Here is a 14,562-nt window from a genome sequence, read left to right as displayed (position 1 = left end):
GTCTATCCCTTGTCTAGCGTTTGAAGCAGTCGTGATTTGGTCACAACACCAAAATAATTGCCATCTTCGTCCACAACGGGAACGGAGTAGGGCACGCTAGCGACATCACCTAATATGTCGTTGATGGGTTGGTTTGGCTTGATTGTTAAACCTTTACTAAGCTCGGCACTAGCAAGAGACAATCCGTCTTTGTGGGCTTGGCGTAATGAATCCATAGAAACGATGCCCGAATAACGACTGGTTTTTTCTACCACGATGCCGTATTCCCGATCGTTGTCCATCAAGATTTGTAAGGCGGATGCCGGGCCGTCATGTTCTGATTTCTTAAATACGGCGGCTGGTTTTTTACGGGCAATGTCTTTTGCGGTGAGAACATTGGCGACATTGACTCCTCGAAAGAAGGCTTCAACGTAATCATTTGCAGGGTTACTTAAAATATCGTCAGGGGTGCCAACTTGAACCACTTCACCGTTTTGCATGATGGCGATGCGATCGCCTATTCTCATGGCTTCGTCGAGATCGTGGGAAATAAAGACGATGGTGCGTTTGTCGTCATTTTGTAGGCGTATGAGCTCATCTTGCATTTCAGTTCTGATCAGAGGATCAAGGGCTGAAAAGGCTTCGTCCATTAATAGGATATCTGGATCGCAAGCTAATGCACGGGCAAGGCCAACACGTTGTTTCATACCACCAGATAACTCATCAGGATAAGACTCGGAATAGGTGCTTAACCCGACTCTCTCTAATGCACTAAGAGCACTTGATTTGCGCTCCTCTACTTCTACACCAGCCAGCTCTAGGCCAAAGGTTGCATTCTCGATGACCGTCATGTGCGGCATGAGAGCAAAGTTTTGAAATACCATAGAGATGTTGTTGCGGCGAACCTGACGTAACTCTTGTTCTGAGATGTGAGCGATATCTTTGCCACGGAGAAGCACGTTGCCTTTGGTTGGCTCTATAAGACGATTGAGTAGGCGAACTAAAGTTGACTTGCCTGAGCCTGATAACCCCATTATGACGAAGATTTCGCCTTCTTTGATGCTGAGAGAAACATCATTAACACCGATTGTTAGGCCTGTCTGGTCAAACACTTTGTCTTTGTCTGCGCCTTGTTCAATCATGGTAAATGCGCGATCAGTGTCTTCTCCAAACACCTTGTACAGTCCCTTAACTTCCAGTATGGGGGCCATGTTTTTAGTCCTTATAGGGCTTTGTCTAATTCAATAATGATTAGTACTCTAAATAATTGAGCACTAATTATCAAGGTTCATATAATTTGTACTGGTAAGAATGAATATGAATTTATTCTTACCAGTTAGGCAATAAATGGGTTTATTGGTATGTTTTCGACATTTTTTGATTGATTTCGAGCATCGGGAGGTTGTCTTGTTAATGCGTCGGAGTGTGGTTTATATTTACATGACGATGCATTTTTATGGTTGTTTTATAAATAATGCTTTGTGTCCGAATGTTTTTACCTTCCTGATTTAACTCGTGATGAGGCTAACGTCGTAAAAGGTGCTGCTAGTGAAAGGGGCTAAAAAGGAGAGCCTATGTTTCAGCGGGGAGGGGATAAAAAAGCCACTTGTTTGAAGAAAATGACTTTTATTCTGATTGCGATACAAACCTGCTTTAGAAGTTCATACCGTTTATTGGCGAGAGGACATTGTTCGGCCCAGACATTACTCGATAGGGAGTAGCTCGATGAAGTCTTGCTCAAGCGATTGTCGGAAGAAGTCAGGCATTGTGTCCATTGTGAAAATAGCGGCGTTTTCAAAAATAGTGGTCGAGCCACTTAGTGTCCAGTAAGAGCTTCCTTTGCTGGTATTTACTTTGACTTTAAAACGCGTTGAAGTGGTAGTGACCATTTCTCTCATCCTTATAAAACACATTTCAACATGCTACCACTTTCATTGTGAGAGACCAGCCCTTTAGTTACTGTATTTTATACTTTTTTATCGTTTGTAAGTGCCTTGTAATTCACAGGGTATCGCCGTGTTAAAAAAGTATTTTCTGAATGTAGCATCATGTCTTTGAGCTATTTTAATGGAGTCGAGATCCAACCTGAGCGTTTGTAAATATTGTAAATTGAATGCCAATGAAAACCATTATCACTTACAATTTGTGCCATTAAAATACATTGTTCATTGTCGTATCCATGCTCAAAAACAAATCTGTCCAGCTGTGGTCTCGCCGACTGCATGTCTATATTTCCATGGCGTTATTGTTGGTGGTGCTGTTTTTTGCGGTCACTGGAATTACCCTCAATAGACCTCACCTGTATGTAAAAAACACACCTGACCTACAAACCATAACGTTATCTATTCCTAGCGAGCTTTTTCATTCTCAAGCGGGTCAATACGTGCCTAACGAAGCCCCTTTGGTTGAATACCTCAGAAAAGAAGCCGATCTCTCAGGACAAGCTTCCGCATTGAGTGTGTTTACTGAGATTGAAGACGGTGAATTGGTCGCGGGAGAAATCGCGGTGGATTATAAAGGCCCCGGTTATAACGCCGCCGTGTTTATCGATATGGAGTCGATGACCGCAGAAGTAGAAACCACGAATTATGGTTTGATTGCCATGTTGAACGATCTGCATAAAGGGCGCAACAGTGGTGAAATATGGCGATGGTTTATTGATATAACCGCGGCGCTAATGGTTGTGTTTGTATTGACGGGTGTGTGTTTACTTATTCCCAAAAAACGCACGTTAGCGACGTCATTAAAGTGGTTCGCCTTGGGAAGCAGTATTTCCCTAGCTTTGATTATATTCGCGGTGCCTTAGATCTGGCGTGACGAGTGCTCTATTGAAAACGGAAGAATTAGGAAACAAACATGAAATTATGGACAAAATCGGCAGTGTTCGCTCTTTCTGCATTAAGCGCGGCTTCAATAAACGCGGAAGCGTTACCTTCAAATGCACAGTTAGACGTTGAGTTTTCACTACCAACGATTGAAACCTCAATGTACGCCCGTCCTTATGTTGCTGTTTGGATTGAAGACAGCAAAAGACAACCGGTGCGCACTTTAGAGTTGTGGGTAGGTAAAGATGAATGGCTAAAAGACTTGCGTAGCTGGTGGAGAAAGGTTGGCCGGTACGACAAAGCGCTAGTGGATGGCGTAACTTCCGCAACCAGACCTGCCGGTGATTACCGTTTCGTCTGGGATGGCACCGATGAAAAAGGCAACCGTGTAGAAGAGGGCAATTACACCTTCTATGCCGAAGTTGTGCGAGAACATGGCGGCCGAAATTTATTACGACAAAAAATTCAGCTAGGTCAAAAAGGATTTAGCAAAACAATTGAGCCAACTGCCGAAACTGGTGTGGTGACGCTTAGCTACAAAGTCAGTAGCGCCAAAATTAAATAGGGAATTAACAATGACAATCATGAATAGTAAATTGAAAGCTGTCGCTTTGACATGCGCAGCAGTTGCTGGCTTAGCGGTGTCTGTATCGGCTAGTGCACACCCGCGTTGGATTCTACCTTCTCACTTTACTGTATCTAAAGAGGGTGGCGATTGGTTAACTTTTGACGTGACTGCATCCCATGGTGCATTTGTGTTTGATAAACCAGCCGGTAGCGAATCAGCACAAATTTTGATGCCAGATGGCCGCAAAGAGCGCCCTAATTTCGTGATTCGAGGTAAACGTCGTTCAAATTTTGATTTTGAATTTACCGAGCAAGGCACTCACAAAGTGGCAGTAAATGGCACACCAAGTTACTGGACTAAATACAAAGCGGGCCGCCGTGATACGGTTAAATGGCTACGCGCAAACAAAGCAGAACGCGCAGTTGATTTACCTGAGAAGTCGCGTGATGTGATCACTCAGCTAAGCTTCACCCGCGCAGAGTCTTACATTACCGTCGGTAAACCGACTCAAAGTGCCCTTGAAATCGAAGGTAAGCTACTTGAACTTAAGCCACTTACGCACCCTGCCGATATTGTTGAAGGTGAGCCAGTTGAATTCCAATTTTACTACAATGGCAAGCCTCAACAAGGAGTCACGGTAGATGTGACTCGCGAAGGGACTTTGTATCGTAACCAGCAAGATCAGCTTGATCTTGTGAGTGACAAAGACGGTGTCATTAAGTTTACCCCTGAAATCGCTGGCCGTTATTTATTACGAGCAAACCATAAAGGTGAGCTTGTAGGTAACCCACTGGCGGACGTTAGTAGTGTTAATGTTCACTTAACGTTTGAAGCGGTTCTGCAATAATTTTTGTGTTTTTCCCACGGCTGGTTGTCAGTCGTGGGTTTCTTTGGTTGTCGAGGTTGTTATGACAAATAAAATAATACGCCCTTTTTTAGCTGTAACTCTGTTTTTTTCCATGCAAGCTCACGCGCACTTTCCATTGATGAATTGCTGGTTTGATGCCTCTAAAAATGTGGTGTGTGAAGCTGGGTATAGCGATGCCAGCAAAGCGGTTGACTACACGATTAATCTCTATGATTATGACGATAACCTAGTTGATAAAGCGCAAACGAATAAAGCGTCTCAAGTGACTTTTAGCCAACCTCAAGGCGATTTTTACATTGTATTTGACGCGGGTCATGAAAGCCCTGTTGAAGTCGATGTTGTTGAGATCAAACAAAAATGATCATTGAGCGTGTGACCCCAGATAACGGTGGCCGTGAAGGGAAATGGGTAGCTTTGTCTGTCAGCTGTATTTTACTTTGTGCTGCATTGCTGTTGTCCTTGAATCATACAGAATCCTCCACTCCTGCTGTCGCGAAACATCAAATTGCGTTAGAAGACATCGAACAAAACTCTCTAGGGTTGATCGCTGATCTGCGTCTTGCCCATGAAGAAATCAGACAATTACATGACGAACGATCTGAAAACCCTGAACGTGAAAGTGACCTCTGGGCATCCATTACAGAGTTAAAAGAACTGTGGGTTGCGCCATTCATTGAGGATAAGAGTTGGCAATTTCAAGGGAAACACCAGTGGAAGCGTATTGCTCCTGGTGCATACCAAGGAATACATCAGTCTACGGACGGTGCGAAGTCTATGGTGCTGATCTCTCAACATCAGCAGCCTGAGTTATGGTTAGATTTACATAATCACGCCAAGCCTTTTGCTAAAAAGGAAATCGAATTAACTCAAGCTCAGTTGATCGAATCCGGTTGGGTCAACATTGCCTTTAATACTCGTCATAGTGCCAACGATACGCATTAATTCTGCCACTCATCAGTGATAATAATATGAAAAAAATAATTTTAACGCTTCTCTCATTTTGCTTGATCACATTCTCTCCCTTTTCTGCTTTTGCAAAAGAAAAGCCCGTTGTGGGCATCACTCTTCAACCTTATTACAGCTATGTGAAGGCGATTGTTGGCGACAAAATGACGGTTCTTCCGTTGGTTGATGCAGGCTTTAATGCACATAATTATCAACCTCAGCCAAATGATCTACGTCGCTTACGAGAGATGGATATTATCGTCGTTAATGGCATTGGCCATGATGATTTTGCCATGAAAGTGATAGCGGCAGCTGGTAAGAATGAGCTGACCGTGATTAAAGCAAATAAAGATGTGCCTCTACTGCCGGCTATTGGTCAATCTGTTGGTAATGGTGCGGTGAACCCTCATACTTTTGTTGGTTTATCGACCACTATTCAGAAGGTGTACACGATTGCGAGCGAGCTTGGCAAAGTTGACCCTGATAACGCGAAGTTCTATCGTGCCAATGCTCGAAAATACGCCACAATTTTCCGAAAAATGAAACACGAAGCGATGATGGCACTGGGTGACTTAGATACTTCAGGAATGAAAGTAGCGACGACACATAATGCCTATGGCTATTTACTGCAAGAATTTGGCGTAGACGTAGCAACGGTTATAGAGCCTGCTCACGGTGTTGAACCAAGTGCGAGTCAGCTACAAGAAACCATTGAAAAAATTCGTAAATCTGGAATTGATATTTTGTTTTACGAATTGAATATGCCGAACCGTTATGTCGACACCATAGAGCAAGCAACGGGCGTTCAGCTTTATCGATTCTCCCATATGACCCACGGATCATACCAAGATGGAAAAGTCGAAGTAGAAACCGCCGCTAATCTGGCGACTTTAGTTGAGTCGATGAAGTTTGCTGCAGCCAAAAAGGCAGGCGAGTAATGGGCCCGAGTATCGAGTTAAAGCAGGTTGCGTTGAAATATGGAGACAACACCATATTGGAAAGCATCGATCACCAATTTGAGGCGGGAAAATGCCACATCGTGATGGGGCCAAATGGTGGTGGAAAAACGTCGTTGTTAAGATCGATTTTAGGTTTAACGCCATTTACGGGTGACATCAATATTCAATGGCCTGAAAAAAAGGGCGATTGGGTTATGTTCCTCAAAAAGCCATGTTTGAAGCCAGCCTGCCGTTGACTGTGATGGATTTTATTCTGTTAAACCAAAACACATCGCCATTGTTTTGGCGTCAGAGTGAGAAAGCAAAACAACGAGCGCTTGCGCAATTATCCCGTGTGGGAATGAGTAGCCGCTGTAGCCGTCGTATGGGGCAGTTGTCGGGAGGTGAGCAGCAAAGAGTGCTGTTTGCTCAAGCGTTATTGGATAACCCTGAACTCTTGGTATTAGATGAACCGACAACCGGTATGGATGAGCAAGGCGTACGCTACCTTGAGTCTTTAATCACCGAATTAGTTGCGGAAAACCGAACCATTTTGGCCGTACACCATGATGTGAGTGCAGTGCGTCGCTTGAATGGCACGGTGCACGTAGTAAATCGCCATATGGTTGACAGTGGCAGCGTTCAAGACGTTCTAACACCGGATAAGATTGAACGCTTGTTTAATCATTATTCAACTTCTCCGATGAGCGCAACTCAAGAGACAAAACAGAAGGTGGCATCATGATGGATATGATTCGCCAGTGGGCGATGGCAGGAGTGGAAGCTGGCTGGTTGAGTGAAAGCTTTTCGTATGCTTTTTTGGTCAACGCGCTTGTTGCCGCTTTGATGGTAGGGCCTTTATTAGGTGGCCTTGGCACATTGGTGATTGCGAAGCGTTTGGCGTTTTTCTCTGAAGCGGTTGGCCATGCGGCATTAACCGGGATTGCACTGGGTGTGTTGTTAGGCGAAACGCCGGATAATCCAATCATCGGGTTGTTCAGCTTTTGTATGGTTTTCGCCATATTACTGCATTTTGTGAGAAACCGAACTAACGTGCCTTACGATACGCTCGTTGGCGTGTTTTTGGCCCTAGCGCTTGCCGTCGGTGCCGCCTTGTTAATGTACGTGGCTCGTAAGATAAACATTCACCTGCTAGAAAACGTGCTATTTGGCTCAATCCTTACGGTAACGGACAATGATTTGGCTTTGTTAGCGTTAAGTTGTTTAGCGATCATTCTTGTCCTGATCCCAACCTTTAATCGCATATTGTTAACCTGTATCAGTCCCGACATAGCAAAGGTAAGAGGCTACGCCACCACATTTTATGACTATCTATTTGTCATGATGGTGACCTTGGTAACGATAGCATCAGTAAAAATTATAGGGGCAGTATTAGTGGGTGCTTTACTGTTGATCCCTGGCGCAACAGCGCGGCTACTGACCCAAAGTATGGGGCGGTTTGTTGTGCTATCTGGCGTGTTAGCTACGGTGAGTTGTTTGATTGGCACATTGTTGCCAATGGAGCTGAAACTGCCGGTTCCTTCAGGTGCTGCCATCATCATAGTTGCGGCCATTTTCTTTTTAACTGCGACCTGTTATCGCATGATTCGTAAAGGGTAATTTCATGTTTAAACATTTTTTACGTCGCTATCGAATGCGCACAATGAGCTGTATTTTATTTGTTTTGGCATTGGGCTTAACGAGTAAAACCGTATTGGCCAATGATATTTTAACTGCGACGCCAGTGACGTATATGTTGGCGCAGGAGTTGGTAAAGGGGACGGGCATTAACACCACTTATTTGCCGCCTAAGCGTTACAGTGTCGCAAGATTACCTAATTGGTTTGAAACTCGAGGCGAAAAGGCGGTGGCCGCGGCGGCTGAAAAAGCACAGGTCGCGATTACTCTAAGTGCCGTTTGGCCGCAAGACCCGTTATTTATTCATGCAAGACAAGCCAATATCCGCTTAGTGGAAATTGACGCGAGCCAAGCTATTTCACCTAGAGCGACTGGCGTAGCGGCAATCCAGTTAGATGATGGCTCTATATCGCCTTACATGTGGCTTAATCCAGCTAACTTAAGCCGAATGGCCATGATTGTGAGTGATGACCTACAGAAAGTATGGCCGCAACATGCGCAGTTAATTGGAGATAACCGACAAGCGTTGATCCGTGACGTGAGATCTTTGATAAATCGCCAACAGACGGCATTGCAAGAAGCGGAAATAGACACCGTTTTACTGCTGTCTTCTGATTTAGAAGATTTTGCCGCGGGTCACCAGTTGTTTGTGGTCGAAAGGCTGACCAAGCAAGAGTTAGATTGGACCGAAGAAGACAAACAACAGATACGCCAATTATTGGCAGAAGATCCGAGTGTTTGGGTTCTGACGTCGCGTAAGGTGAACGCAAACTTAGCTCAACTACTTGGTGAGCATTCTAACGTTTTGGTCGTGGACAATATTGATCGCTGGGGCAGTAAAGGCATAAGTGAAGAAGAAGCCCTAAACCGCTGGGATATTACTACTCTGCCATAGTGTGAATAAACAGATGAGAAGTTAGAAAGAACAGAAAGTAGAAACGCAGCCAGTTCATATTGATTAATGAACTGGCTGTTTTTTTAGGTTTCTATTTAAGTCTCTTCGTTATGCATCTTAAAGTCTGTTATTAACTGGCTTGTTCACTTTGCTCAACGTTGGGCTGGCTGACATGCACTGATTTTTCCTGACGAGAAAAGAACATAAAAGTGGCGGCCATCGCTACGTAACCAAAGGTCACATCTGGGTTTGGCATTATAGCCAGTGTATGAGCATGGATTAGGCCAATACCACTAGCAAATGCGGCGAGCAGTGCTGCAACCGCTGCATTCTTGGACTGCCTTTCAATAGCAAATACCGCCATGCTACAAAGTAACATACCCGATAATATAGAGCCTGAACCTAGTCGCTCTAACCCAACGTACAGAACGTTACTGTTGGCAAGGGTATCCATGCCGAGTTGAGCCGCATTCGTTCCTGCGGCATTTAACGCAGAATCCACCATGGTCTTTGCCCATTCCGCGATACTAGGAATGAATGCCAATATGATTGCGGGTGCGTGTTTTGGAGAACAAACTTGAAAAGCTTGTGAACCGATCAACAAACCGATGTACAGCAATATAGGGCGAATGGCTGGCAGTGGAATCAGTGCCAATAGCAGGCTGATAACACCAAACATACAGATTGCACCAACGCTGATGCCCGTTGCCATGGAATAGCCAATACGAGCACCGATACTCTTCCAGCCTGGGTGACCAATATAAACAGCCGGTGGGAACGGGCTACCAAAGCTTGCACCAACCAAAGCGCCGATGCCATCGGCTAGCAACACTTGGCGGAGGTTGTAGCTGTCTCCGGCTGATTCTGCGCTTTCTACGTTATTCATGGCCTCAACAAAGTTGAAAATACCCAGTGGAATAGCCGTTGCTAAAAACGGAGTCACTACCAATAAACCTGTCATGACATCAAGTGAGAAAAGAGGGAAATAGAATGAAATGTTCTCATTTGCTGCTTGTAAGTTTTCAATGGCGACAACGTCTTGGCCGAATAATAATCCGCCCCATCCTAATGCAACACCAACAACCATAATGGCCAATCCACTCGGAATACCAAAGGGCAACTTATAATTACCAGCCCAAGTCACTAAGATCAGCGCCAACGCGATGAGTGAAATCCAAGGCGTTTCGAACATGCTGAACGCAGGACCCATGGATATGAAGGCAATAGAAATCCCGGCGAGGGTACCTAGCATGGCAGCCTTGGGAGTAAAGCGGCGTACAGCAGGCCCAACAAAAGCGCCGATGATGACAATAATACCAATAATGAAACACCAAGCGAGGCCAGCTTGCCACGCAATGATTGGGTCATTCGTTTTTAAGTAAGTAGGTAGCATCACCAAGAAGACGACAACGAACATGTGAGGCACTGATGGGCCATAAGGTAGAGCGGTAACATCGGTGCGGTTTTCTTTTTTTGCAAGACGATAGGCCATGTAAGCGTAATAGAGATTGCCCAACGGTAGCGCGAGACCTAATGCTGGAAGTATTCTTCCAAAGACTAAGTCGTCTGGGAAATTGAGTACCAACAGGGAGAGTTGGGTGAGTACCATGACGTTGAGCAAGACATTAGTGAAAAGCCCAAAAAAGCCATTCCAATCACTTTTTTGCCACAGGGGAATGTGAGTATTATTCATCATATTTTCCTTTAGATGTTTAGGGGGCATGGTTAGTTGTTAAGTGCGTGAAGGATGTCATCAGAATGAGAGACCCAGCCGACAATCGCACCTTGGGCTTTGATCATTTCGAGCGCATATTTTTGAAACTCAGGGAAGTATGAAGCGACACAATCTTCAGGAATGATGCATTCATAACCTCGGTCATTGGCTTCTCTTGCCGTGGTGTTAACACAAACCTCGGTGGTTACGCCACAGATGATCAGGGTTTTGATTTGTTGGCTTTGTAAGATCAGGTGGAGATCCGTTTGATAGAATGCCCCTTTACCTGGTTTATCGATAATAGGTTCACCTTCAATTGGGTATAATTCTGGGATGATATCGTGCCCATATTCTCCTCTAATGAGAATTCGCCCCTTGGGGCTGTCATTACCTATGAAGGTATGACCACCACGCGTCAGTTTTGCCGGTGGGCAGTCTAAAAGATCGGGACGATGCCCTTCTCTGGTATGGATGACGGTTAATCCAATGCTGCGTGCCATTTCTAGCACCGCCATGCAGGGTTCAATAGCACTTCTAACTAGGCTGACATCGTTACCTAGCGCTTCACCAAACCCACCGGGTTCGACAAAATCGCGCTGCATATCGATTAAAATCAACGCAGTAGATTTTGCTTCGAACGGGAGGGGAAAGGGTTTGGCGTTAAATGAGTTTTGCATAGTATCGTTACCTCTTTTTATGTATTAGGTAACTTTAGCTATAAGCGTATGTTCACATTGCATTTAGTTTCGTAGTTGTGACGTTGGTTTTGTAAATTTGAAAATAGCGGCAAAAAAGGCGAAGCGAAAGGAAATGGGGCAGCTAAAACGTTAGGTACACAAAAGTAATGGATACAAAAAAAGCCGAAAAATCGGCTTTTCATTTATAGACAATAAGTCTTTATTTTTATTTTAGTCGTGTTACTAAAAGAATTTGCAAGCGAAGGTGCTAAATTCTGTATTCAACATACCCAGATTTAGTCGATGTGTAAATGCTCAATTTATGAGCGAGAGTCAAAATTTATAGATAACTGGGTAATTTGGATCAGCATCACTTTTTAGACTCGGCTGTTACATCAATTGGTGCAAATTGAGCTTAAATGTTGCTGGTTTACGTTTAATGGAAATCACGAGATTTTGTCATTAATGTTGCTGCATTGTCGGTTAAGTCAATCAGTTTACCTGCAATCACATGGGTGACTTCTCCCTCTCGCTCTAAGATCCCTTTTACTTGGAGAATTTTGGCGGTCAAGTAGGCTTGTTTTTGTGCTTTGGCCGTGCCAGCCCACACCACTACATTAATATTTCCTGTGTCGTCCTCTAGGGTGACAAAGGTAACCCCTGCCGCAGTACCTGGAGATTGTTTTCCAGTCACCACACCAGTGACGGTCACTAAAGATTTATGTGGCATGGTCATTAATTCTGTCATGCGAGTAAAACGGCCAAGTTTTCCTGCAGCATCAAGCAGGGTGATAGGGTGCTTATTTAGTGATAACCCAGTCGAGGCGTAGTCTTCATTTAGTGTGCTGAATTCATCGGGGGTATATTGATGTTGGTCATTACTGGGTTCAATATCTCGAAACAGCGGTAAATCATTGAGGTTATCCATGACCGCCCAACGAGCAGAAAAACGGTCTCCAGCCAAGATCTTTAAGGCATCTGCAGAGGCCAGTAATTCGATATCTCGTCGATTTAACCCTACTCTTTTAAGCTCGCCACTGTGGCGATAGCCTGTTTCAGGCCGCCGCTGAACAAGCATTTTTGCGCCATCATGACTAAAGCCTTTTATTAGGCGAAATCCGAGTCGAATTAAAAAGTCGCCCTGTTCATTGATAACCTGATGTTCATACCGTGAATGGTTAACGCAAATAGGCAAAATACGAATGCCATGTCGCTTAGCATCTTGAACTAACTGTGAGCAGCTATAAAACCCCATTGGGTGGCTATTTAACAGTGCAGTATAAAACGCTTCAGGGTAGTAATATTTAAGCCAAGCTGATGTGTAAGCCAATACAGCGAAAGAGGCTGAATGGCTTTCTGGAAAACCGTATTCCCCAAAGCCACAAATTTGGTCAAATATACGCTCGGCATAGGCAGTTTCGTATCCGCGATCTTGCATTCCATTGATCAACTTGGATTTAAACTGCATGAGCTGGCCGTTCTTTTTCCAAGAAGCCATAGCTCGCCGAAGTTGATCGGCTTCACCTCCTGAAAATCCGGCTGCGACCATCGCCAGTTTGATGACCTGTTCTTGGAAAATAGGCACACCCATGGTGCGAGAAAGCACATCTTTGACTTCTTCTGATGGATAGCTTATTGGTTCTTCACCATTTCGTCGTTTCAAAAAAGGGTGCACCATGTCTCCTTGAATGGGGCCTGGACGTACAATGGCAATTTGGATAACCAAATCATAATAGGTCGCAGGTTTAAGGCGTGGCAACATGCTCATTTGAGCCCTAGATTCAATTTGAAAAACACCCACAGTGTCGGCTTTTTGCAGCATGTTATAGACGTTTTTATCATCTTGCATACGTGTGATATCGGCGATTGAAAGAGATCGGCCATGATGGTGCTGGATGGAGTGAAAACACTTCCGAATTGCCGTAAGCATACCAAGAGCCAAAACATCCACTTTCAATAAGCCTAAGCTTTCTAAATCGTCTTTATCCCATTGGATCACAGTACGGTCGCTCATGGTGGCATTTTCAACGGGAACCAGTTCATACAAGGGCCCAGATGAAATAACGAAACCGCCTACGTGTTGAGATAAATGGCGAGGAAAGCCCATGATTTCTTCAACTAAAGCAATAAATTGTTGGCCTTTACTGGTGTTAGGGTCGAGGCCGAGTTCAACAATTTGTGCCTGCCAACTATTTCGACCTTCACGGCGATTGATGTTTTTAATGAAAAAATTGAGCTGAGTTTCGGCAATACCCAGTGCTTTTCCGACGTCTCTTATGGCACTTTTGAAGCGATAAGAGATCACAGTTGCGGCAAGAGCGGCACGTTCGCGGCCATATTTGGCGTAAATATATTGGATAACTTCTTCGCGTCGTTCATGCTCAAAGTCAACATCAATATCGGGCGGCTCGTTTCGTTCTTTGCTGATGAAGCGCTCGAATAAAACGGAAATTTGGCGAGGATCAACGGAGGTGATTTCTAGGCAATAGCAGACGACGGAATTAGCAGCGGAACCTCGTCCTTGATATAAGATCCCTTGCGCTTTGGCAAACATGACAATGTCATGGATGGTTAAGAAGAAAAAAGCGTAATTAAGTTCTTCAATCAGTGTGAGCTCTTTGTCTATGATGCTCTGAACGTGTGCCGGGACACCATTAGGAAAGCGAAATAGACACCCTTTACCAACGAGGTGGCGTAAGTAACTCATGGCATTAAAACCATCGGGTACTAATTCACTCGGATATTCGTAACGCAGCTGATCTAAGTTGAACTTGCAGCGCTCTAAAATATGGACACTTTCTTCTAACCACTCAGTGCGGAAGAGTTTGTTCAGCTTTTCTTTTGATCGCAGCGTCCTTTCGGTGTTAGAGAGTAGACGCTTACCTGAACGCTCAATACTTGTTCCGTGCTTCAGTGCTGTTAATACATGCTGCAGTGGCAGTCGGTTGGCATTGTGCATGAGTACGCCTCCGCATGCTGTAATGGGAAGGGAGTACTCTCGGCTTAGCTGTTGGCAATGAGCTAGGTAGTCGGCATCATCACTTTGCAGGTGCCGTTGCAAGCCAATCCATAGCCGATGCGCGTGGTGTTGTCCTAGCCATTTCCCCCATTCATGGTCGCTTGGTTTGTGGCTAGGTAACCATAAAATAAGGCAGTGTTTCACCGACATGAGATCCCAGTCAGACAACGCATACTCGCCTTTTGGGCTGCGTCTTCTCGCATTCGTAATGACTCGACATAATTCAGCGTAGGCTTCGCGAGTGGGGCAGAGCAAAATCACTTCTAATTCGCTACCGAGACGGAATAAGCTACCAACGATAAGCTTAACTTTTAGTTGGTGATCTCGAATTGCTGTGTGAGCGCGTACTACGCCTGCTACTGAACATTCATCTGTGATCGCAATGCCTGAATAACGTAGGAAATCTGCTTGAATAGCGAGTTCCTCAGCATGAGAAGCCCCTTCTAAAAAGGAGAAGTTAGACTGACAAAAAAGTTCAGCATATTGCATGAGACGA

At 44.7% G+C, this 14,562-nt stretch carries 13 protein-coding genes and 1 pseudogene; 9 read left to right on the top strand and 5 right to left on the bottom strand.

Annotation, left to right across the window (positions count from 1 at the left end; all coding sequences use genetic code 11):
* Positions 1-2: 2 nt before the first annotated feature.
* Both proV and VTAP4600_RS08280 read right to left on the bottom strand, forming a co-directional pair.
* A complete protein-coding gene (proV, locus tag VTAP4600_RS08285) occupies positions 3-1,190 on the bottom strand; it encodes a glycine betaine/L-proline ABC transporter ATP-binding protein ProV (RefSeq protein WP_102522366.1) in 1,188 nt (395 codons plus the stop codon).
* A gap of 492 nt (positions 1,191-1,682) precedes the next feature.
* Positions 1,683-1,868 (bottom strand): hypothetical protein, encoded by a 186-nt coding sequence (locus VTAP4600_RS08280; protein WP_102522365.1) that lies wholly within the window; start codon positions 1,866-1,868, stop codon positions 1,683-1,685.
* A 290-nt stretch (positions 1,869-2,158) separates the two neighbouring features.
* Here VTAP4600_RS08280 and VTAP4600_RS08275 point away from each other — a divergent pair, with 290 nt between their 5' ends.
* The 9 genes and pseudogenes from VTAP4600_RS08275 to VTAP4600_RS08235 all read left to right on the top strand — a co-directional run bounded on the left by VTAP4600_RS08275 (position 2,159) and on the right by VTAP4600_RS08235 (position 8,656).
* Positions 2,159-2,785: a PepSY-associated TM helix domain-containing protein gene (locus VTAP4600_RS08275; protein ID WP_102522364.1), complete on the top strand. Its 627-nt coding sequence runs from the start codon at positions 2,159-2,161 to the stop codon at positions 2,783-2,785.
* 50 nt (positions 2,786-2,835) lie between these two features.
* Positions 2,836-3,369, top strand: coding sequence for a DUF2271 domain-containing protein (locus tag VTAP4600_RS08270; RefSeq protein WP_102522363.1), 534 nt, complete (start codon positions 2,836-2,838; stop codon positions 3,367-3,369).
* 19 nt (positions 3,370-3,388) lie between these two features.
* The gene (locus VTAP4600_RS08265; RefSeq protein WP_102523939.1) at positions 3,389-4,219 is read left to right on the top strand and encodes a DUF4198 domain-containing protein; all 831 of its coding nucleotides are present in this window, start codon (positions 3,389-3,391) and stop codon (positions 4,217-4,219) included.
* A 61-nt stretch (positions 4,220-4,280) separates the two neighbouring features.
* Entirely contained in the window at positions 4,281-4,601 is a 321-nt protein-coding gene (locus VTAP4600_RS08260) for a hypothetical protein (RefSeq protein ID WP_102522362.1), read from the top strand.
* Positions 4,598-5,182, top strand: a complete 585-nt coding sequence (locus VTAP4600_RS08255; protein WP_102522361.1) for a DUF6162 family protein — start codon at positions 4,598-4,600, stop codon at positions 5,180-5,182. Before VTAP4600_RS08260 ends, VTAP4600_RS08255 begins: the two co-directional genes overlap by 4 nt.
* A gap of 26 nt (positions 5,183-5,208) precedes the next feature.
* Positions 5,209-6,123 carry a metal ABC transporter solute-binding protein, Zn/Mn family gene (locus VTAP4600_RS08250; RefSeq protein WP_102522360.1) on the top strand — a complete coding sequence of 305 codons (915 nt, stop codon included), beginning with the start codon at positions 5,209-5,211 and terminating at the stop codon, positions 6,121-6,123.
* Positions 6,123-6,868, top strand: a pseudogene (locus VTAP4600_RS08245) (metal ABC transporter ATP-binding protein). Before VTAP4600_RS08250 ends, VTAP4600_RS08245 begins: the two are co-directional and overlap by 1 nt.
* Positions 6,868-7,743 (top strand): metal ABC transporter permease, encoded by an 876-nt coding sequence (locus tag VTAP4600_RS08240; protein ID WP_102523938.1) that lies wholly within the window; start codon positions 6,868-6,870, stop codon positions 7,741-7,743. Before VTAP4600_RS08245 ends, VTAP4600_RS08240 begins: the two are co-directional and overlap by 1 nt.
* 4 nt (positions 7,744-7,747) lie before the next feature.
* Positions 7,748-8,656, top strand: a complete 909-nt coding sequence (locus tag VTAP4600_RS08235) for a metal ABC transporter solute-binding protein, Zn/Mn family (protein WP_102522359.1) — start codon at positions 7,748-7,750, stop codon at positions 8,654-8,656.
* A gap of 130 nt (positions 8,657-8,786) precedes the next feature.
* Here the strand turns inward: VTAP4600_RS08235 and VTAP4600_RS08230 are convergent, their stop codons facing one another.
* From VTAP4600_RS08230 to VTAP4600_RS08220, 3 genes are all read right to left on the bottom strand, one after another.
* Positions 8,787-10,352 carry a regulator gene (locus tag VTAP4600_RS08230; protein ID WP_145958561.1) on the bottom strand — a complete coding sequence of 522 codons (1,566 nt, stop codon included), beginning with the start codon at positions 10,350-10,352 and terminating at the stop codon, positions 8,787-8,789.
* A 29-nt stretch (positions 10,353-10,381) separates the two neighbouring features.
* A complete protein-coding gene (locus VTAP4600_RS08225; protein ID WP_102522357.1) occupies positions 10,382-11,047 on the bottom strand; it encodes a cysteine hydrolase family protein in 666 nt (221 codons plus the stop codon).
* Between the two features lie 436 nt (positions 11,048-11,483).
* Complete coding sequence (locus tag VTAP4600_RS08220) at positions 11,484-14,555, bottom strand: error-prone DNA polymerase (RefSeq protein WP_102522356.1); 3,072 nt, start codon at positions 14,553-14,555, stop codon at positions 11,484-11,486.
* Between the last annotated feature and the right edge of the window lie 7 nt (positions 14,556-14,562).

Source organism: Vibrio tapetis subsp. tapetis (genome assembly GCF_900233005.1).
Taxonomy (GTDB): domain Bacteria; phylum Pseudomonadota; class Gammaproteobacteria; order Enterobacterales; family Vibrionaceae; genus Vibrio; species Vibrio tapetis.
The sequence above is the reverse complement of the archived record's forward strand: the minus strand, read 5'-3'. Positions and strand labels throughout refer to the sequence as shown.